A 19,193-nucleotide genomic window follows, 5' to 3' on the forward strand; every position below is an offset into this window, starting at 1 on the left:
AAAATGATAGAAATGAAAAATAAAAGGGTAGTTCTGAATAGCAGCCTCTAAAAAATCAAATCCTATTATCCTGTCCCTTCACCGCACAGCCGTGCGTGAGACAGGCTGTTTTAATATACTAATACTGGAAACTTATACAAAAGCACGAGAGGATGACACAGATGAATAAAAAGCAATTGGAAACAAGAGCTATACACGGTAAGGGAAAGGGTAACGAGCACGGCAGCCTGGTACCGCCTATTTATCAAACCTCTACGTTTTCCTTTGCTAGTGCCGAGCAGGGAGAACAAAGATTTGCAGGTAATGAAAAAGGCTATATATATTCCCGCCTTGCTAATCCAACAGTGCGAGAATTAGAGGAGAAAATTGCTGATCTTGAAGGAGCGGAGGATGGAATAGCATTCAGCTCTGGAATGGCAGCCATATCTTCTGTGCTTGCTTCTCTTGTGAAAAGCGGTGATCACCTCCTTATATCAGAAGGAGTGTATGGCTGTACTTTCGGACTGCTCACGATGCTGAAGGATCGTTTTCAAGTAGAGTTTGACCTGATCGAGATGGATGACGAGGCTCATATTCGTTCGTTTATAAAGCCAAACACAAAAGCGGTTTATGTAGAAACACCTATAAATCCAACGATGAGAGTTATTGATATGGCGATGCTGAGTTCAGTTACCAAAGACAAAGGATTAACATTGATAGTAGATAACACGTTTGCCTCCCCTATTTTACAGAGGCCGTTGGAATTTGGTGCGGATGTGGTTATACACAGCGCGACAAAATATATAGGTGGGCACGGAGATCTTATCGCAGGACTCGCCTGTGGCAGTAATGACTTTATAACCGGAGTCCGCTCTTCTGCCCAGAAAGACATGGGCGGTATATTAGGGCCATTCGATGCCTGGCTGCTGCTCCGCGGCTTAAAAACTCTATCACTCCGCATGCATCGTCACTGCAGCACTGCAAAAATTATCAGCGAAAAGCTTAGAACCCATAAGGCTGTAGAAAAAATCTATTATCCAGGAGATCCGGACTTTTCTTATCATGCACTTGCACAAAAACAGATGGATGATTCAGGGGGGCTGCTCAGCTTTGAATTAAAGGGGAACAAGCAAACAGCTCAGGCTTTTATGAATCAACTGTCTATGATTAAAATAGCGGTAAGCCTGGGAGATGCTGAAACATTAATTCAGCATCCCGCGACCATGACTCACGCCGTTGTACCGGAGCAGGAGCGGCAGAAAATGAAAATAAGTGACCGCCTGCTGAGGCTTTCTTTTGGCCTTGAATCTCCTGATGATATCTGGGAGGATCTTGAGCAGGCCCTAAACAAGACTACTGAGAAAGTAAGTAAGAGAATAAAATAACTGTTTATTGATAATAAAGGTTTTATTAAGCGGTTGATTTTCCCTGCGCAAACTCGCTTGCCGCGGGCAACGCTTCAACTTCCTCGGCAGCTAGTCGCTGCCTGTGGGAATTTCAGCCGTTGCTATTCCCGCAGGCGTCTCGCTTGCTCCGCTCTTATCAACCATCTCTTATGCGTGTAGAAGAGTAATCATTACATATCTGTTGGTGAATCTACTTTTGCAGCAGCCTCAGTCTTAAACAGCATCATTTGATGCCGGCACGCGTCAATCTTTCATAACAGCTTCAAGAAGCCTTCGGGCTGCCTGTTCTGGATTATCTTTTGCGCTTATAGCGGAAATAACGGAAATTCCGTCCGCTCCAGCTTTTATTACCTGCACTGCATTCTCAACATGGATGCCTCCTATACCGACAATCGGCAGAGTGAAACCCTGGGCACGAATTCTGCTGATCCCGGCTGGACCGATCGGCTCCTCTGCATCTTCTTTGGTGGCAGTAGCAAACATTGGACCGGTGCCAATATAATCTGCTCCATCCTGCTCTGCCTTCCTCGCTTCCCGGAGCGTTTTTGCGGAGATCCCGACCAGCATGCCGGCCGGACAGTACTTTCGAATTTCTGAAGCCGGGGCATCATTCTGGCCAGCATGAATGCCGTCTGCCCGCAGGCGCAGGGCAAGCTCGACATCATCATTTATGATAAAAGGAATATCGTTGTCTGCGCATACCTCTTGTAAACGACGGGCGAGCTCTTCTTTCGCCCCGCCTGCAAGTGCTCCTTTTCCTTTTTCACGGAACTGGAAACAGGTGATGCCTCCTTGTATTGCCTTTTTTAATACACTTACTGGATCTTTTTCTGTGTTATTACTACCCATTATGAAATAAAGCTTCAATATATCTTTATTCATCAAAAATCTCTTCCGCTGTCTGCGTTTTAATATTCAAATGTTGTCTGAAGTCCATTTCCCCCACATGATAAAGAGCATTCAGCAGCTCTTCCTGAAAAGTTCCAGGCCCCTGCATAGATGCAAATCCTTCTGCTCTTTCTGAGGCCACTCCATAAAATCCTAACGCAGCTGCCGCAGCTTTCGCCGGCTCCTTAATTACGGTACTAAAAGCCCCAATGACAGCAGTAGCCAGGCAGCCGCTTCCCGTAACTTTGGTAAGCATCGAATGTCCATTGTGAATCCGGTATACTTGCTTCCCATCTGATACAGCATCAACAGGACCAGTTACAGCTGCAGGCACATTCAGTGTTTTGGCCGCATGCAAAGCGATACTTGCGATATTTTTCTCGCCACCTGCAGCATCTACTCCGCGAATATCACTGTTAAGTCCAGCCACTGCAGAAATTTCAGCAGCGTTTCCGCGAAGCAGATCGATCGTAATTCTTTCCAATAAATGATGAACCGTAGTCGTACGATAGGATGTTGCCCCTGCCCCGACCGGGTCCAGGATGACAGGCACTCCTTTTTGATTTGCTGCCTTTCCTGCAGCAAGCATCGCTTCTACCTGTGCAGGATAAAGAGTGCCGATATTCAACACAAGTACATCTGCAGCGGAGGCCATCTCCTCTGCTTCTTCGAGTGCAGTGGTCATAACAGGTGAAGCTCCCATCGAAAGCAGTCCATTAGCAGTAAAATTTGTAACCACATTATTAGTTATACTGTGCACAAGCGGTCTTTTCTTTTTCACCTCATCAAGTATCTTCCCAAGCTCTTTTGAGCGCATGAATCGCCCTCCTTATCTTTTTATTTTTTCTAATTCGATTCTCGAAGCCCAATGATTCACGGGGCCGCTTCCTTTCCCTAAACCAAGTGTATCTTTAATTGCTTTCGATATAAAATCCTTACTTTCTTCCACTGCCTGATAAACAGTATGTCCCCTGGCCAGTTTCGCGGCAATTGCAGCAGAAAATGTACACCCTGTGCCATGAGTATTTTTCGTATTCGAACGAGAAGCACGGAAGATCCTGAACTCTCCATTCGTATATAAAATATCGGTTGCCTTCCCATGCAGATGACCGCCCTTCACTACAGAAGCTCTACAGCCAAATTCCTCTACAAGAATTTTTGCCGCTTCCTTTGCACTATTTTCTGAATTGATAGTTAAGCCGGTCAGCTTTTCCGCTTCTTCAAGGTTCGGTGTCACCACAGCTGCAAGTGGAAGCAGCTGTTCCTTCATGATTTGAGCAGTTTCTTTTTCCATCAAGGAATCTCCGCTTGTGGCCACCATTACAGGATCTATGACAATATCTACTTTTTCTTCTTTTAGTATAGCAGCTATGCGCTTCATCATTTCAGGTGTGGCAATCATTCCTGTTTTCACAGCTGACGGACGAATATCTTCAAATACTGAACGAATCTGCTTTTCTACCATCTCTACCGGGACATGCCAAACATCCCGGACGCCTTCCGTATTCTGGGCTACCACGGTAGTCACCGCAGCCATACCATACGCTGTGCATTCCTGAAATGTTTTCAAATCGGCATGAATCCCCGCCCCGCCGCTTGGATCAGTGCCTGCGATTGATAAGACGGCCGGTATATTATTCATTTCTACTCATCCTTTCTTCATATCTAAATAAAATAAAAAATCGCTCCCACTTTAATGGGAGCGATGGCTGTATATCGTGCTCTTTACAATTCATCTGCTCCACTTTCCTACGCTGGCATTAACCAGATCAGGTGGTAAGGGACAGGTGCCGGCGGCTCCATCTCAGCTGTACAGCGCCCCTAGTGAACAGGTTTATGAGATTGATTACATCTTACTGGACAATTCAGGCTGCTGTCAATTACCGGCCATCCCTGTCCTTATCGTTTTTTGAACTTCTCACAATTTTTTCAAGCATATTCAAAATATCATCTTTAGAAAGGTCTTCCTCTTTTCCCTGTACTGACTGATTATTCTTTGGCTTCAAAAATACATCATCTTCCTGTGTATCGTCCGGAAATTCGTCTGCAGTAGAATCTTCAAGGTAATGTTGCCGCTCGCTGGTCGTTGCAAGCTGGCTGTCATTGAGCCTGTCAAACCGATCCGAGCTCCTTCTTCTTTCAACCAGCTCATAGGACCGGACGACTTCGCCTGTTTCTGTGACAAAACGCTTATTCATACTCCGTGTTTCTTTATCGAACAGACTGTATAAAACAGGGATGACAAACAATGTCAGGAAGGTGCTGCTGACAAGGCCGCCAATGACAGCAATACCCATCGGCTGCTGAATTTCAGTTCCTTCTCCCATTCCCAGCGCAAGTGGGAACACACCTAATATTGTCGTAATAGCTGTCATTAATATTGGTCTCGTCCGCTGTTTGACACTTTCAATAATCGCATCCCGAGTCGCGAGACCCCTGGCTTTCATCTGATTAATGTAATCAACAAGCACAATAGCGTTATTTACAACAATTCCGGCAAGAACAATTAAACCGATAAACACCGTCACACTTAATGGTGTCTGCGTCAGTGTTAATGCAAGCATTACCCCGATGATCACCAGCGGTACACTGAACATAACAACAAATGGATATTTAAATGATTCAAACTGACCGGCCATAATCAAGTAAATAAACAGAAGCGCAAGGACAAACGCAAATGCCAGGCTGTTAATAGCATCTTCAAGCAGCTCCTGCTCTCCTGAAAACGCATAGTTGGTGCCATCTGCAATATCAGCGTCTTCAATAATTTCCTCGACCAGCGTGCCCATTTCATTAAGTGTTGTATCAGAGCTGTAAGTTACTGTGAACTCGACACTTTCCTCCTGGTCCAGCCGATTAATAGTCGCCGGGCCTTCCCCTTCTTCAACATCAGCCAACTCAGAAAGAGCTATATACTCTCCTTCTGCATTAGGAATTTGAAGATTTTCCAGATCCTCTTGATCTTCGGTAGATTCTTCATTGTACTGAACATTCACTTCATACGTATTACCGTCTTCTGTGTTAATTGTAGTTGCTGTGGTTCCACGGGTAACGTCCTCCACCGTCTGTGAAATCTGGGCCGGTGTGAGTCCATTATCCCTCGCTGCTTCGGTATCAATATTCACCTGCATCTCAGGTGCTTGTTCTTCCGAAGAAAGATCAATCTCCCGTACAAAGGACTCGTCATTCAGATCGTCCTGTATCGTTTCCACATCTTCTGTCAGAGCTTCGGAGTTGTTGTTACTTAAGGTAAAGACAATTGTGTTTGCTTCACCACCCCCGACTGCCGCCTGGGTGGAAAGAGAAATATCCGCATCTTCATTTACACCGACAACTTCCTCTTCGATATCCTCCACAAAATCTAAAGTGCTGATCTCTCTCTCCTCAAGATCTTCCATCGTAATAAACATTTGAGCTTCGTTATTGCCGGAAGGACCACCCATGGCTGCAGAATCCTCTGAAGATCCTGCCACTGACATGTAATCCTTGATATCTGATTCATCTTCAAATATCGCTTCAATTTCTTCTACCACTGCTTCCGTGCTATCCAGACTCGCTCCATTTTCAAGCTCTACGTCCACAGTGAAGAAGCCGTCATCAGTCGCCGGAAGAAAATTCACACCGGTAGCTGCTAAGCCTGCGCCACCCGCTCCCAGTAGTAAAACTGTGATGATTATCGTTGCTAGCCGGTGAGACAGTACCCATTTGATGGAGCGCTCAATGGATCTAATAAAGCCGGAATCCTGCCTTTTACGTTCTTTATCACCATTTTTCGCAACTAAGATTCGGCTTGCCACCATCGGTACTACGGTCACAGCCACCAGCAGAGAAGCAAGCAGGCTGAAAGCCACTGCCAACGAAAATTCTGTAAAAATATTACCTACAATCCCGCTGATAAATACTACCGGTAAAAATACCGCTACAGTAGTCAGAGTGGAAGCAGTAATAGCTCCACCAACTTCTTTTGTTCCATCAGCAGCAGCCTTACGGGGTGGTTTTCCCATCGACAAATGTCTGTAAATATTTTCAATAACAACAATGGCGTTATCCACCAGCATCCCTATTCCGAGTGCAAGTCCGCCCAGTGTCATCAGGTTGAGGCTTACATCCGTAAAATATAGAAAGCCAAATGTTACGATGACTGAAAATGGTATTGCAATTCCAATAATGAGAGGTGTTTTCAAATCTCTCAGGAAGAAAAACAACACGACCATCGCGAAGACTCCCCCGAGAACAAGAGCCATCGACACACTGTTAATCGACTGCTGAACAAACTCTCCTTCATCAAATAAAGGGACGGCATTCAGATCCTCGTACTCATCCTCTTCCAGAAGAGAATCCAGCTCTTCATTAAAATCTGCCGAAACTTGTGCAGTATTGGCGTCGGACTCCTTCATGACCGTAAACTGCAGTGCTGGATCTTGATTAGCTTTCGTAATAGCATCAGGCTGACTCGTCGTTAAATTGACATCAGCAATGTCACTTAACAATAAATCTTCTCCATTTTCCGGATCTGCACCAACGACCAGCTCTTCGAGATCTTCTTGGGCTTCCAGACTGTTCAGCACTCTTGTTGTAAGCGTCCGCTCATCCGTATCGACCGTACCTCCGGGGACAGAAACATTACTGGATTGGATAACATTAGTAATATCTTCCTGTGTGAGCTGGTTTGATTCTAATTCTTCAGGATCAAGCCTGATATCATAACGTTCCGTCACTCCTCCGGCAAGCTCCACACTTGCCACGCCCTCAATACGTTCAAGCTCTCCTTGAAGATCCTCCACTTCCCCTTGAAAATCTTCAATTTCCCCACTGTCTGATGTTATCGCCATTTGTACCGAACCCATCATGGATGGATCGAATTTCAGGAAGCTGGGATCACTTGCGTCATCTGCAACGGATGCCTGATTCATGGAAGTAATAATATCCTGTTCCACTTCATCAATCGTTGAACTCCAGGAGAATTCCAGCACCACCATCGACATGCCTTCTTCTGAAGTTGAGGTCATCACATTTAACCCCGGCAGTGAAGATAATTCGTCTTCGATCGGCTTTGTAACCTTTTCTTCCACCTCTTCCGGACTCGCACCAGGATAGCTGGATACCACTGCTCCTACCGGCGGATTAATTTCTGGAAAAAGCTGCAGAGGAAGATTCGTCAACGACACTCCGCCGAGCAGAATAAATAATATCATGCCCACAATAGTGAGCTTTGGCCTTCTTATCGATAAATTAGTAATCTTCATTCTTCTGCCTCCCTCTCCAATACCACGATATCTTTTAATTTCAATGCTATTCGATGAAAGGCCTCAAGATCTTCCTGCGGTAATCTTAATAAGTATTTTGAGGTGATTTCATTGTGGGCATTCATCATTTTTTTCGTAATCTCTTCTCCGTATCTGCCTGGCTTTACAAATGTCTGCCGGCGCTGGCCGGGGTCTAATTCACGTTTAATAAACTGCTCCTTCTCCATTTTTGAGAGAAGCTGGCTTGCAGAGCTGGAGGAAACATGAAGCATTTCTGCTATGTCTTTCACGTACAATGTTTTGTACCGCGAAATCAGAATCAGCACAACTTTATACTTTTCCGGAATGTGTGGAAACGCTCCGCCAAACTCTTCGTTTATCTTTACACTCATATCAAAAATGGCATCATCTATCGCTTTCAGCAAGGCTTGTTTGTCGATTTCCCTTCCTCCTTTTGCATTCATAACTTACCGCCTTCCGCTTCCAGCATTGGTCGATGAGAGTGTAAAACCAGGACCGTTGGCTGGATGCACGCTAACTTGGCACGCGATGCGGCCATTTTTCTTCAATACGATTATTAAATATTTAAAACAATTTAACTTCTAAAACTATTAAGTTTCTTAACTATTTATTAATTTAAATTATTCATCCAATCTCGTCAAGGTTTTAACCTAATGTTCATGATTTCTTAACAAAAAGAAAAATTCCGGACGGTCCTAGGGACACTATCGATTTTAATGTTTTCCAGACAATGAAAAACTGCTTTCTCCTTATCTGGAGAAAACAGTTTGATTATTCATTTACATCTTCTTCTTTTTTTATTATTTCCTTTAATGTATTGATAACATCTCTAACCTGTTTGAGGTCCTCTATATCAAGCTGAGAGATGTAATCACGGATAATCGATTCTTCAAATGCTTCAAATTGTTCCTTCAGGCGGACTCCGGTCCGGCCAAGGGCCATATTGATTTCTCGGCGGTTCTGTTCATTGATAGAACGAATAAGAAGATCCTCATTTTCTAATTTATTCAGCGCCTGACTGACAGCGCTCTTTGAAATACCTAGCTGCTCAGCCATACCGCTTAATGTAATATTCTCATTCCGAATAAATAGGATCATCATTGCTTCTTGACGGGATGTCAGCTGCAGCTCTGAAAGCAGCGGCATTTTCGGCTGTAAATACTTGGCGATTGTTTCCATCGAATAAACGGACTCAAGAAATACCCTTTTATAATCTTCGAGACTCATAGCTTCCACTCCCGTTTCATTATTGCACTGTCTTTTGTAATCCTGTGTTTAAAATAGCCCCTATGGCCCCGCTGTATTCCCCGTGTTCGATAAAATAGGCTTTTTTCCCGCGCAGCTCAGTATACCCGCTGATGATGTTTTTTAAGACGTCATGCCGGGCAAACGTAGAACCAATGTAGACGATGGAATCTGTGTTCAATCTTTCCGCAGCCTGTACACTCATCGTCGTGATAGTTTCACCGATCATTCGGACAACACTGGAAATATAATCCTCTTTAGACAATTTTTCCTGTTTCATTTGCATCAAATTGCCAAAGTTACTTGCGGTTAAATCCCCAGATATAGGCGGCTTTTCATGCGAGTAAATATCAGAAACTGTTAAGTTTAATAAACGACCATTTCCATTGTTACCTAATTTCAGAATTGTATCATAATCATCCTCGCCGGTCAGCAGATAAGAGAGTCCCAGCAATGTGCCTCCTCCCATACCGCTCCCGCCGATACGCTCATAAGAGTTTCCTTTAATATAATGAATTGAAGTGCCGGTGCCAACATTCGTAACCATAAAATTTGGACCTGTATCTTTTAGTAAACTGTTGTTTTCAAGAAGCCATTTCACACCTTCACAAGTCGCTTCAAATTCATTGATCCGGCGGGCATTTATAAATTCGGACTCATGTAAAAAGGCCCCTGCCTTTCCTCCTGTGATATGTATATCAGGCTGCTTAAATGATTGCTTCATCCAAGTATTTAAGCTGGCAATATCGGCAGTGGACATTTTTTTATAATGACATTTTCCGTTGATTGTATATACTATTTTGGAAAGTGTGCCGCCGGCATCTATTCCTATATATTCATTCTTCATACTGAAGGAAATCCCCTTCCCCTTTTTTACTTGACGCTGCTTCTTTTCTATCTGCCTCCTACATTTTATACTATAATACCTGAGGATAGAAATGGGAAAGCTCTGATTTATTTACTAGTAAAAAAAAGGATTCGTTCGAAATATGAAAACGTGTGATAAAATAAAAATATAGGCAAAAATTAACCCGGGAGATCTGCTAGTTGTCCCAATGACGTGAGGCAGGGAATAATATGAGTGTACTTTCTTTTTTACTTAGCTTTTTATTTGTTTTAAATATTATCTTTGCCGGCATTATTGTGTTCTTGGAAAGAAGAGACGCCACTTCAACATGGGCGTGGATTATGGTTCTTTTTTTCGTACCGTTTCTCGGGTTTATTCTTTATTTAATATTTGGACAGAACCTGAGCAGAAAACGATTATTTGACTGGGCTGACATCCAAAAAATCGGTATTGAAAATTTAATTCAGGAGCAGCTGAACGCTTTACGCGAGCAGCGTTTTCATTTTAATGATCCGGAAGCCAGAGAATACAGAGATTTAATATACATGCACCTTGTCAATAATGATGCAGTTCTGACTCAGGACAATAATGTCGATTTATTCACTGATGGAAATGAAAAATTTAATCAGCTTTTTAAAGACATCGAAGCCGCTGAAAACCACATACATCTGCAATATTATATATTACGCCACGACAACCTCGGCTCCCGGCTTCTTTATTTACTTACAAAAAAAGCCAGGGAGGGTGTGAAGGTCCGAGTATTATATGATGAAATGGGTTCACGTGCACTCTCTAATAAGGTATTTCGTTTGTTAAAAGCTGCCGGTGGGGAAGTGGAAATATTCTTCCCCCGCCGGATTCCATTTATTAACCTGCGCCTGAATTACCGCAATCACCGCAAGCTTGTCATTATTGATGGTAACGTGGGATACGTTGGAGGATTTAATGTAGGAGATGAATACCTTGGACTCAATCCAAAATTCGGCTATTGGCGCGACACCCACCTGCGCGTACGCGGCCAGGTAGTTAAAGCGATCCAGACCCGATTTATCCTGGACTGGAATCAAGCGACTCACCATCATTACATTCAATATGAAGAAATGTTTTTTCCGCCGACTGAGGCTGCCGGCGATATGGCTGCCCAAATCGTCTCAAGCGGCCCGGATTCAGAATGGGAGCAGATTAAAAACGGCTATATTAAAATGATTACTTCTGCAAAAGAATCGGTATTTATCCAAACCCCGTATTTTATACCTGATGAAAGTCTCATGGATGCTCTCCGCATCGCGGCTTTGTCAGGTAAGGATGTAAGAATAATGATTCCAAACAAACCCGACCATCCATTCGTTTACTGGGCCACACTATCTCATATCGGTGATATCTTAAAAGCCGGAGCAAAGGTGTTTATATATGAAAATGGGTTTATTCATTCAAAAACGATCGTTGTAGATAGAAAAGTCGGATCTGTAGGGACCGCAAATATTGATGTGAGAAGCTTCCGCTTAAATTTTGAAGTAAATGCGTTTTTATACCACCGGCCTACTGCGGAAAGAATGTCCCTTATTTTTGAACAGGATATAGAGCAATCTTCTGAGCTGACATATGAGAAGTATTTAGAAAGGTCTGTGTGGATCCGCTTAAAAGAATCTGTTTCTCATTTATTATCTCCTATATTATAAGTGAAATGTTCCCTGCAGCAACGTATCGGGTATGGTTTGGCGGGCACCTTTCTGTATATTTAAAAAGAAGCGCCGCGATGGCGCTTCTTTCAGCTATGATAAAGGTCTTCCCGATGCCTGTTCAGCATTTCTTCAAATAAATATTTTTTTTCCGGCAGCGGCAGCATGCAGAACTCTTCTTTAACATTGCCATCTTTGCCCAAGCCAATAATGGACTGGCAGAACCCGCAGTTGTTACTTTTATGCACCACAGGATTTTCATTTGGATACCAGTCTTTCTTATCCTCAACAAAGTAGCCGTGCATAATATAAACAGTTCCGTCTTTCAGCTGCATTTGCATTGAAATACTGCTTCCCGGTTTCCACGAGCCTTCACGTGCAAGGTCACGAACAACATCACTTTCTTTTATTTCGATGGTGGAGTCTGTAATCTGCAAAAAGCCGGGTAAATCCTCATCCCGCAACTCACGCCAGCCCGGAGTTTCCTGACCAGTATCACGCAGATATTGAAGATGTTCCCGGTAGCGGGAAAGATACAAATGAATAGGTTCCTGCTCGTTCATGACACTCCTCCTTTTCCCGCTCTTGGTTACTGTGACGCCTTCATAACACAGACTTCTATATATTATTACAAAATCCTTTAATTTTAACAATAAAATTTGCAACTCCCAGGATAAACGCTCATATAGTATCAACAATAAAACATTTGACGAAAAATTAATAATGAGATATTCTTTCCTTAGGGAAACATATTTGCTTGTGGGTAAATATGTGCATTTTTTCGAATTATTTTTTGCCTTTAGGAAACTTTGATGAGGTAACCTAATAATAATAGACTAAGACAATTTATATCCAGGGAGGAAACAATGAAAAGAAAAGTAACAGCTATTTTATCCGGTCTTACCATTGTTTTGGCAGCTGGATGCGGACAGGGTAATTCCAACAGTGGGGACGGAGAGCCGCTGCAGATTATGACCACTACGGCACAAATTGGGGACATCGCTGAGAACGTCGCAGGTGACCAGGCAGAGATTGAAACCTTGATGGGACCGGGAGTAGACCCCCACCTTTATCAAGCTTCTCAAAACGACATACAAAAGCTTGCTGACGCTGATATTATTTTTTATAACGGCTTACATTTAGAAGGTAATCTCGTTAAAGTATTCGAGGAAATTAAGAACGACGTGCCAACAATTGCAGTTGGAGAAAATGTGCCTGAAGAAGAATTAATTACAGAAGAAGGAGGCAATTCTTCTGATCCTCATGTTTGGTTTGATCCAAATAGATGGACCTATGCCGTGGATGAAGTAGCAGCTGGACTGGCTGAATTAAACGAAGACGAAGCCGGCACTTATCAAGAAAATGCGGATGAATACATTTCGATGCTGGAAGAGCTTGATCAATATGCAGACGAAAAGCTGCAAAGTATACCAGAGGAGAGCAGGATTCTGGTTACCGCTCACGATGCTTTTGGATATTTCGGGGACGCGTATGGTTTTGAAGTGAACGGTCTGCAGGGCTTAAGCACAGACTCAGAGTACAGTGTACGTGACGTTAACAACCTGGTTTCCTTGCTTGTGGAAAATGATATTAAAGCGGTCTTTGTAGAATCGAGTGTATCCGAAAGAGCCATCAATGCAGTAATCAAAGGGGCAGCTGATCAGGGACATGAAGTATCGATCGGGGGAGAACTGTACTCAGATGCCATGGGCGAAGCTGGTACAGAAGAAGGTACCTATGAGGGGATGTTCCGCCATAACATTGATACGATTACATCCTCGTTAAAGTAAGATTTATTAGGGCCAGCTTAAAGCTTGACCGTTTATCAAGAAGGAGGATCCACCATGGAGGAAGCTGTAAAAATCAAAAATTTAACTGTGGCTTATAAAAAAACACCTGTTCTGCGTGATATTACTTTATCAATTCCTAAAGGAAAGCTGGTAGGCATTATCGGCCCGAACGGAGCAGGGAAATCAACTCTTTTAAAAGCTGTATTAAACCTGATTCCTCGTTCCACTGGCAGCATAGCAGTACTGGGAAAAAACGTAAAGATACAAAAAAAGCATATCGGCTATGTTCCGCAGAGAGGTTCTGTTGACTGGGATTTTCCAACTAATGCGCTGGACGTTGTATTGATGGGGAGATATGGCCATATTGGCTGGTTTAAGCGGCCACGTAAACAGGACATTGACTATGCCTTATTCTGTCTGGAAAAAACCGGAATGAAGGAGTATGCAGACAGGCAGATCAGCCAGCTTTCAGGTGGACAGCAGCAGCGTGTATTCCTGGCAAGAGCGCTTGCTCAGGATGCTGATATTTATTTTATGGATGAACCTTTTGCCGGTGTTGATGCGAAAACAGAACGGGCAATCATTTCTTTATTAAACGAATTAAAAGGTCAGGGTAAAACGGTGCTAGTTGTTCACCACGACCTGCAGACGGCTAAAGATTATTTTGATTGGATTATTCTATTAAATAAACGATTAATCGCAGAAGGTCCCACAGAACAAACCTTCACAACAGAACTACTGCAAAAAACCTATGGAGGGAAATTAGCTTTTCTGACAAAGCAGGAGGAGAGCTCACATGTTTGATATTTTCCTTAGTGCCAATGCTCAATGGGTGATGGCAGGAGCCGCTTTACTCGGACTTGCAAGTGGTGTAACCGGCAGTTTTGTACTGCTCAGGAAAGAAAGCTTAATAGGGGATGCGATGGCCCATGCCGCCCTCCCCGGCATCTGCTTTGGCTTTTTTATATTCGGCCGTGAAACAATTGCACTGATGGCCGGTGCCGCCCTTACCGGCCTTCTCGCAATTTATTCAATCCGTGCGATCGCGGCAAAATCAAGAATTAAACAGGATGCTGCAATCGGCATTGTACTGTCAGTGTTCTTTGGATTTGGAATTGTGCTGCTCACTCGAATAACAAATGGAAGCAGCGGTAATAAAGGCGGACTGGATGACTTTATCTTCGGCCAGGCAGCGTCTCTTGTCGGCAGAGATGTTCAAATTCTAATGGGTGCCGCCACGCTTCTATTACTGCTCGCGTTTCTTTTTTTCAAAGAATTAAAGCTTCTTATTTTTGATCCTTTGTTTGCAGGCGGAATCGGCCTGCCTGTGAAATGGCTGAATGGTCTGCTCAGCTCAATGGTTGTGCTAATAGTCATTACCGGGATCCAGACAGTCGGAGTTGTGCTGATGGCTGCAATGCTTATCACTCCAGCAGTAGCAGCCAAATATTGGACAGATAAGCTCAGTGTTATGGCCGTTCTTGCAGGTCTTATCGGTGCTTTTTCCGGTGCATTTGGTGCGGCAGCCAGTTCCTCTGTTACGAATCTACCGACTGGACCGGTTATTGTAGTCGCGGCCACTGTTGTATTTCTCTTTTCCCTTCTCTTTTCGCCAAAAAGAGGCCTGGCGGCAAACGCACTCCGGAATCGTAAATTCTCCGTGGAAATTTGGAAGCAGCAGCTTCTCCGTTCAGTATTTAATTTGCTGGAGGAGCGTTATAAAAATAATATAAATTCAGCTTCATTTACGTTAAACGATTTAACTTCACACATTCATCTGCCTGAAAAGCAAACAAAGAAAACGCTGAAAATTTTACAGCAGCACCATTTAATCACTTCTACAAGAGACAATTCTGCTTATCTATTAACGGAAAAAGGGCTGGAATATTCTTACGAAGCGGCCCTGCATCAGCGAATATATGATGTGTTTTTAATGTATGAGGACGAACTTGGCGTTTTTCATGATGAAGATGTTGGCCGCAGAACTATTGACCGGCTGCCAGAGCAAATGAAAGAACGTGCTTATGAGTTAATGCGCAGAGAAAATTTAGAACCGGTAACCATCAGCCAAAAAAACGGGCTTATCGCTACTGTTCAGCAATAACTGAGAAAGGAGGCAGTCTCTAGTGTATGAATTATGGATATTAATTGTAGGAGGACTTGTAGGTGCTTCGTGCGGAATAATCGGTACGTATTTAGTACTGAGAAGAATGGCCATGGTAGCAGACGCTATCAGCCATACCGTATTACTTGGGATCGTCGGGGCATTTCTAGTATCTCAAACCCTGGAAGGTCCACTAATGCTGTTAGGAGCGTTAATTACCGGACTGTTAACCGCGTTTTTCATTCAGCTGCTTGATTCTTCAGGCGTGCAGACGGATGCAGCTATAGGGGTGGTATTCACAGCGTTATTTTCTCTCGGTGTCATTCTTGTATCGGTTTATGCAAGAGATGTACACCTTGATACAGACCACGTCTTAATGGGGGAAATTTCCTTTGTTCCATTCAATACATTCGAATGGAATGGAATGTCATTGGGGCCAGAAGCTTTCTGGATAATCAGCGGCGTATTTATCCTGGATTTGTTTCTTATTCTTCTTCTATACAAAGAATTGAAAATATCAACTTTTGATCCGGCCCTCGCTGCTGCTCTTGGACTGCCTGTAACTCTGCTTCATTACATTGTTATGTCCATGGTGTCACTAACTACAGTTGCTTCCTTTGACAGCGTTGGAGCGATACTTGTGGTGGCAATGCTGATTGTCCCCCCTGCCGCAGCCTATCTTTTAACGGAAAAATTATCGCATATGCTTATCTTAAGTGCAGGCATCGGGGTGCTGTCTTCTACAGCAGGATATTATATAGCAAAAGCGTTGAACGTTTCGATATCCGGCAGCATGGCTTCAACAGCCGGACTGATTTTTCTGCTCGTATTCTTGTTTTCTCCATCCCACGGAGTGATTACGAGAAAAATAGTGCAAAGAAGAATTGTAAATGATGCAGCTTAATATAAAGCAGCCCCGATTCATTCCATCCAGGAAAGTGAATCAGGTTTTTTTTATTTCATCTGGATGTTGTATAAAGAGGTTGATCCTCCCTGCGCAACCAAAAAATACTTGTTACTGTATATTATTTTTTTGAGGAATCTCTGAACACAAAATGCTTTATCATGAAAAAACTGGCAGTAAAGGATAAAAACATCGCGAGGCCTTTCGCTAGGTTATACCTGAGCCAGCGTGGGATTTCAATAATTTGAAAGAGCTGATTTGCTCCAAGAAACACGAGATTATTGACACCGAGACTGACAACTCCCTGGAGTATAAATGCAATCCGTTGTCTGTTACTTCCTTCGGCACTGTGTCTAAACGTGATATATGAATTCCAGAAATAGCTGTTAGCCACTGCAAGCGAATAAGCAATTGTATTATATAATGCGAGAATGCCCCGCTCGTCCGTAGGAAAAAGCACCAGCAGCACATTTAATGAACCGATGTCTACTGCGGCATTAGCTATTCCGATCGCACTGAACGTCATAATTTGAAATGGCCCTTTTCGCAGCTTTTTTTTCTTCATCGGTTATCCCTCTGCTTTTGGTGCTTCTTACGTTAATTTTTTCTTTTTCATTTGATGTTTTCTATCCAGTCCGATCACTTCTTCATATAAATCTCTCATTTGTTCAGCAGCTCCTGCCCAGCCGAGCTCAGCAATATCCTTGTGAGCATTCAACGCTAGACGTTTACGCAAAGTCTCGTCTTCAAACCGGCATACAGTTTTTGTGAAATCTCCATCCTTCTCCGGGTCATAGAGCAGGCCCGTTCGTTCGTCCTCAATCTGTTCACACGTCGGACCGCTCTTGGCAGCAACAAGAGGCAGACCGGACGCCATCGCTTCCATAATAACAAGCCCGAGAGTTTCTGTGGTTGAAGGAAACACAAACACATCTGCAGATGCATATGTTTTAGCCAGCTCCTCCCCATGCATAAACCCTGTAAAAACTGTAGGAGTATCTCGAAAATGATCTTCGAGCGCCTGGCGGTGCGGTCCGTCTCCTACGATTGCCAGCGAAAACTCATCGGACGCTTCCAATACGGAGCGTACCTTTTCAATTTCCTTTTCAGCGGCAAGTCTGCCGACATAAAGCAGCAGCTTTCTTTCCGGCTTTCCGTCCGTCAGCCGATAGCGCATTTCATCATCATAATGATCTGGCCGGAACATGTCTGTATCGACGCCGCGTTTCCATAAATGGACGTTATAGAAGTTCTTTTCAATCAATTCATCCTGTACCGTTTTTGAAGTACATAAATTTAAATCAGCCTTATTATGAAGCTTCCGGAAATACCACCAGATCAGCCATTTAAAAGCTCCGAGCCGGTAGTAATCAAGATACTGCGCTACATTCGTATGATAAGAAGCAATTAACGGCAGATTCAGCTTCTTTGCATAATTCACCCCGGAGAATCCTAATATAGCCGGGTTGACCACATGAACAACATCCGGCCTGTATTCCTCCAAGTGCTTCTTCACAACAGGATGCGGCAGAGCAAATTGTTTCGAGCGGTAAAAAGGAAGGGTGCGCGCAGGCACCCCTTTAATCTCTATACCTTCGAACTCATATACTCCAAGGTCCGGCGCAATTACACGTACGTCGTGACCATCGTCAAGCAGCCAGCGGATGCAGGCGGTTAATCTCGTGACAATTCCATCTGTTGAAGGCAGGAACGTCTCGGTAATTATAGCAATTTTCAACGAGAACACTCCTCGTTCATTTTATTACTTCCACGTAACACTTGGAAGCACATTATCCTTGATGACCCGGTCTTTATATTTTTCAACGGTTTTTAAAATATCACGAATTACCTCGTCTGTGAGAAGATGCGGCTCGAGGCCAAGGTCTCTGAGTTTTGTATTTTCTGCATGGAAGAAATGCTCCTCAAGTTCCACGCGCGGATTGTCATAATGACCGACATTTGTATCGTAACCCTCTTCTTTAGCTACCTTTTGTACCATATTAGCCAAATCAAGCACAGAAAATTCTTCTGTAAACTGATTGAAAACACGGAATTCCCCTTTATCAGCAGGATGTTCTGCAGCAATTTCAATGCAGCGCACGGTGTCTTCAATGTTCAGGAAACCGCGGGTTTGTCCGCCTTTTCCGTAAACAGTCAAGTCATGACCAATCGTGGACTGAATAATAAACCGATTGAGAGCAGTACCAAATACTCCATCATAGTCAAGACGATTGGCAAGTACCGGGTCCATTCTTGTTTCATTAGTATCAAGTCCGTATACAACGCCCTGGTTTAGGTCGGTAGCCCGGATTCCCCAAATCTTGCAAGTGAACATAATATTATGGCTGTCATGCACCTTTGAAAGATGGTAAAAAGAGTTAGGCTGTTTAGGGTACGGAAGGACATCCCTGCGTCCTTTGTGCTCTATCTCAATATAGCCCTCTTCAATTTCAATGTTAGGAGTGCCATATTCTCCCATGGTTCCTAGTTTAATTAAATGACAGTCCGGGACATATTCTTTAATTCCGTAAAGGACATTTAGATTGCCGACTACATTATTTACCTGGGTAAATACTGCATGTTCCCGGTCAATCATAGAGTATGGTGCAGAGCGCTGTTCTGCAAAATGTACAAATGCTTCCGGCTGCTCTCTTTTTAAAACCTCGCGGAGAAAGTCATAATGATTCAAATCTCCATCATATGTACGAATTTCCTTGCCAGTTAGTTCTTTCCATTTATTTACTCTTTCTTCTAAAGAAGCAATCGGAGTAATAGAGTTGGAGCGCAGCTCCTCATCCCACTTTCTTCTCATCATATTATCAATAATGGATACATCGTGGCCCTGCTTCGATAAGTATAGAGCTGTCGGCCACCCACAAAAGCCGTCTCCACCTGCTACAATAATTTTCAACGTCATTACCTCCACATTTTACATTATCATTTATATTATACAGTTCGAAAACAAATTTTCCGACTGTTTTTACTGATTTGCCACAATTTCATAGAATCTTTCACAGCCTCAGCTTGTATCTTCTAAATATCCCTATTAATATGAAGTAACTACGTATTTCTAACCAAACAAAA

The 19,193-nt window shown here is 43.4% G+C and carries 17 protein-coding genes and 1 riboswitch; of the genes, 6 read left to right on the forward strand and 11 right to left on the reverse strand.

The genetic code is table 11. The features are described 5' to 3' along the window. Positions 1-152 precede the first annotated feature (152 nt). On the forward strand, positions 153-1,364 hold the full coding sequence (gene megL / locus ACE4RR_RS08120) for a methionine gamma-lyase (protein WP_375534916.1): 1,212 nt from the start codon (positions 153-155) through the stop codon (positions 1,362-1,364). Positions 1,365-1,628: 264 nt separating this feature from the next. On the opposite strand, the gene thiE is transcribed toward megL, so the two are convergent. The 7 genes from thiE to coaW form a co-directional block, all read right to left on the reverse strand. Continuing rightward, complete coding sequence (gene thiE / locus ACE4RR_RS08125) at positions 1,629-2,267, reverse strand: thiamine phosphate synthase (RefSeq protein ID WP_375534917.1); 639 nt, start codon at positions 2,265-2,267, stop codon at positions 1,629-1,631. Next, the gene (thiM, locus tag ACE4RR_RS08130; protein WP_375534918.1) at positions 2,260-3,090 is read right to left on the reverse strand and encodes a hydroxyethylthiazole kinase; all 831 of its coding nucleotides are present in this window, start codon (positions 3,088-3,090) and stop codon (positions 2,260-2,262) included. Before thiM ends, thiE begins: the two co-directional genes overlap by 8 nt. Before the next feature lie 12 nt (positions 3,091-3,102). After that, the gene (thiD, locus tag ACE4RR_RS08135; protein WP_375534919.1) at positions 3,103-3,915 is read right to left on the reverse strand and encodes a bifunctional hydroxymethylpyrimidine kinase/phosphomethylpyrimidine kinase; all 813 of its coding nucleotides are present in this window, start codon (positions 3,913-3,915) and stop codon (positions 3,103-3,105) included. 87 nt (positions 3,916-4,002) lie between these two features. Then, a riboswitch (TPP riboswitch) is annotated at positions 4,003-4,106 on the reverse strand. A 47-nt stretch (positions 4,107-4,153) separates the two neighbouring features. Then, positions 4,154-7,519, reverse strand: a complete 3,366-nt coding sequence (locus ACE4RR_RS08140) for an efflux RND transporter permease subunit (protein ID WP_375534920.1) — start codon at positions 7,517-7,519, stop codon at positions 4,154-4,156. Next, the gene (locus ACE4RR_RS08145; RefSeq protein WP_375534921.1) at positions 7,516-7,983 is read right to left on the reverse strand and encodes a MarR family winged helix-turn-helix transcriptional regulator; all 468 of its coding nucleotides are present in this window, start codon (positions 7,981-7,983) and stop codon (positions 7,516-7,518) included. The genes ACE4RR_RS08140 and ACE4RR_RS08145 overlap by 4 nt, the downstream gene beginning before the upstream one ends. A gap of 328 nt (positions 7,984-8,311) precedes the next feature. After that, positions 8,312-8,767: a MarR family winged helix-turn-helix transcriptional regulator gene (locus tag ACE4RR_RS08150; RefSeq protein WP_375534922.1), complete on the reverse strand. Its 456-nt coding sequence runs from the start codon at positions 8,765-8,767 to the stop codon at positions 8,312-8,314. Between the two features lie 19 nt (positions 8,768-8,786). Next, a complete protein-coding gene (coaW, locus tag ACE4RR_RS08155; protein WP_375534923.1) occupies positions 8,787-9,632 on the reverse strand; it encodes a type II pantothenate kinase in 846 nt (281 codons plus the stop codon). Between the two features lie 230 nt (positions 9,633-9,862). Between coaW and cls the strand changes: the two genes are divergently transcribed. Beyond that, the gene (cls, locus tag ACE4RR_RS08160; protein WP_375534924.1) at positions 9,863-11,311 is read left to right on the forward strand and encodes a cardiolipin synthase; all 1,449 of its coding nucleotides are present in this window, start codon (positions 9,863-9,865) and stop codon (positions 11,309-11,311) included. 89 nt (positions 11,312-11,400) lie between these two features. Here cls and ACE4RR_RS08165 read toward each other — a convergent pair whose 3' ends face one another. Then, positions 11,401-11,874: a hypothetical protein gene (locus ACE4RR_RS08165; RefSeq protein WP_375534925.1), complete on the reverse strand. Its 474-nt coding sequence runs from the start codon at positions 11,872-11,874 to the stop codon at positions 11,401-11,403. A 303-nt stretch (positions 11,875-12,177) separates the two neighbouring features. Between ACE4RR_RS08165 and ACE4RR_RS08170 the strand changes: the two genes are divergently transcribed. From ACE4RR_RS08170 to ACE4RR_RS08185, 4 genes are read left to right on the forward strand one after another with little or no spacing between them, the layout of a single operon-like run. Then, on the forward strand, positions 12,178-13,101 hold the full coding sequence (locus ACE4RR_RS08170; protein WP_375534926.1) for a metal ABC transporter solute-binding protein, Zn/Mn family: 924 nt from the start codon (positions 12,178-12,180) through the stop codon (positions 13,099-13,101). Positions 13,102-13,155: 54 nt separating this feature from the next. Next, a complete protein-coding gene (locus tag ACE4RR_RS08175) occupies positions 13,156-13,905 on the forward strand; it encodes a metal ABC transporter ATP-binding protein (RefSeq protein ID WP_375534927.1) in 750 nt (249 codons plus the stop codon). After that, positions 13,898-15,205, forward strand: a complete 1,308-nt coding sequence (locus tag ACE4RR_RS08180) for a metal ABC transporter permease (protein WP_375534928.1) — start codon at positions 13,898-13,900, stop codon at positions 15,203-15,205. The genes ACE4RR_RS08175 and ACE4RR_RS08180 overlap by 8 nt, the downstream gene beginning before the upstream one ends. Positions 15,206-15,227: 22 nt before the next feature. Further along, entirely contained in the window at positions 15,228-16,109 is an 882-nt protein-coding gene (locus ACE4RR_RS08185) for a metal ABC transporter permease (protein ID WP_375534929.1), read from the forward strand. Between the two features lie 121 nt (positions 16,110-16,230). Here the strand turns inward: ACE4RR_RS08185 and ACE4RR_RS08190 are convergent, their stop codons facing one another. Genes ACE4RR_RS08190 through ACE4RR_RS08200 form a run of 3 tightly spaced genes read right to left on the reverse strand, consistent with a single transcriptional unit; the run spans position 16,231 to position 19,020 of the window. Then, positions 16,231-16,674, reverse strand: coding sequence for a GtrA family protein (locus ACE4RR_RS08190; RefSeq protein ID WP_375534930.1), 444 nt, complete (start codon positions 16,672-16,674; stop codon positions 16,231-16,233). Positions 16,675-16,701: 27 nt separating this feature from the next. Beyond that, positions 16,702-17,856, reverse strand: a complete 1,155-nt coding sequence (locus ACE4RR_RS08195; RefSeq protein WP_375534931.1) for a glycosyltransferase family 4 protein — start codon at positions 17,854-17,856, stop codon at positions 16,702-16,704. A gap of 15 nt (positions 17,857-17,871) precedes the next feature. Further along, positions 17,872-19,020: an NAD-dependent epimerase/dehydratase family protein gene (locus ACE4RR_RS08200; protein ID WP_375534932.1), complete on the reverse strand. Its 1,149-nt coding sequence runs from the start codon at positions 19,018-19,020 to the stop codon at positions 17,872-17,874. Positions 19,021-19,193 lie beyond the last annotated feature (173 nt).

The sequence above is a fragment of the Alteribacillus sp. HJP-4 genome (genome assembly GCF_042139015.1).
Lineage (GTDB): Bacteria > Bacillota > Bacilli > Bacillales > Marinococcaceae > JBHIKY01.

Bases quoted from the DNA above. Each gene is read 5' to 3' on its own strand.
- megL (WP_375534916.1), top strand. From the start codon at position 153: ATGACACAGATGAATAAAAAGCAATTGGAAACAAGAGCTATACACGGT.
- thiE (WP_375534917.1), bottom strand. From the start codon at position 2,267: ATGAATAAAGATATATTGAAGCTTTATTTCATAATGGGTAGTAATAAC.
- thiM (WP_375534918.1), bottom strand. From the start codon at position 3,090: ATGCGCTCAAAAGAGCTTGGGAAGATACTTGATGAGGTGAAAAAGAAA.
- thiD (WP_375534919.1), bottom strand. From the start codon at position 3,915: ATGAATAATATACCGGCCGTCTTATCAATCGCAGGCACTGATCCAAGC.
- ACE4RR_RS08140 (WP_375534920.1), bottom strand. From the start codon at position 7,519: ATGAAGATTACTAATTTATCGATAAGAAGGCCAAAGCTCACTATTGTG.
- ACE4RR_RS08145 (WP_375534921.1), bottom strand. From the start codon at position 7,983: ATGAATGCAAAAGGAGGAAGGGAAATCGACAAACAAGCCTTGCTGAAA.
- ACE4RR_RS08150 (WP_375534922.1), bottom strand. From the start codon at position 8,767: ATGAGTCTCGAAGATTATAAAAGGGTATTTCTTGAGTCCGTTTATTCG.
- coaW (WP_375534923.1), bottom strand. From the start codon at position 9,632: ATGAAGAATGAATATATAGGAATAGATGCCGGCGGCACACTTTCCAAA.
- cls (WP_375534924.1), top strand. From the start codon at position 9,863: ATGAGTGTACTTTCTTTTTTACTTAGCTTTTTATTTGTTTTAAATATT.
- ACE4RR_RS08165 (WP_375534925.1), bottom strand. From the start codon at position 11,874: ATGAACGAGCAGGAACCTATTCATTTGTATCTTTCCCGCTACCGGGAA.
- ACE4RR_RS08170 (WP_375534926.1), top strand. From the start codon at position 12,178: ATGAAAAGAAAAGTAACAGCTATTTTATCCGGTCTTACCATTGTTTTG.
- ACE4RR_RS08175 (WP_375534927.1), top strand. From the start codon at position 13,156: ATGGAGGAAGCTGTAAAAATCAAAAATTTAACTGTGGCTTATAAAAAA.
- ACE4RR_RS08180 (WP_375534928.1), top strand. From the start codon at position 13,898: ATGTTTGATATTTTCCTTAGTGCCAATGCTCAATGGGTGATGGCAGGA.
- ACE4RR_RS08190 (WP_375534930.1), bottom strand. From the start codon at position 16,674: ATGAAGAAAAAAAAGCTGCGAAAAGGGCCATTTCAAATTATGACGTTC.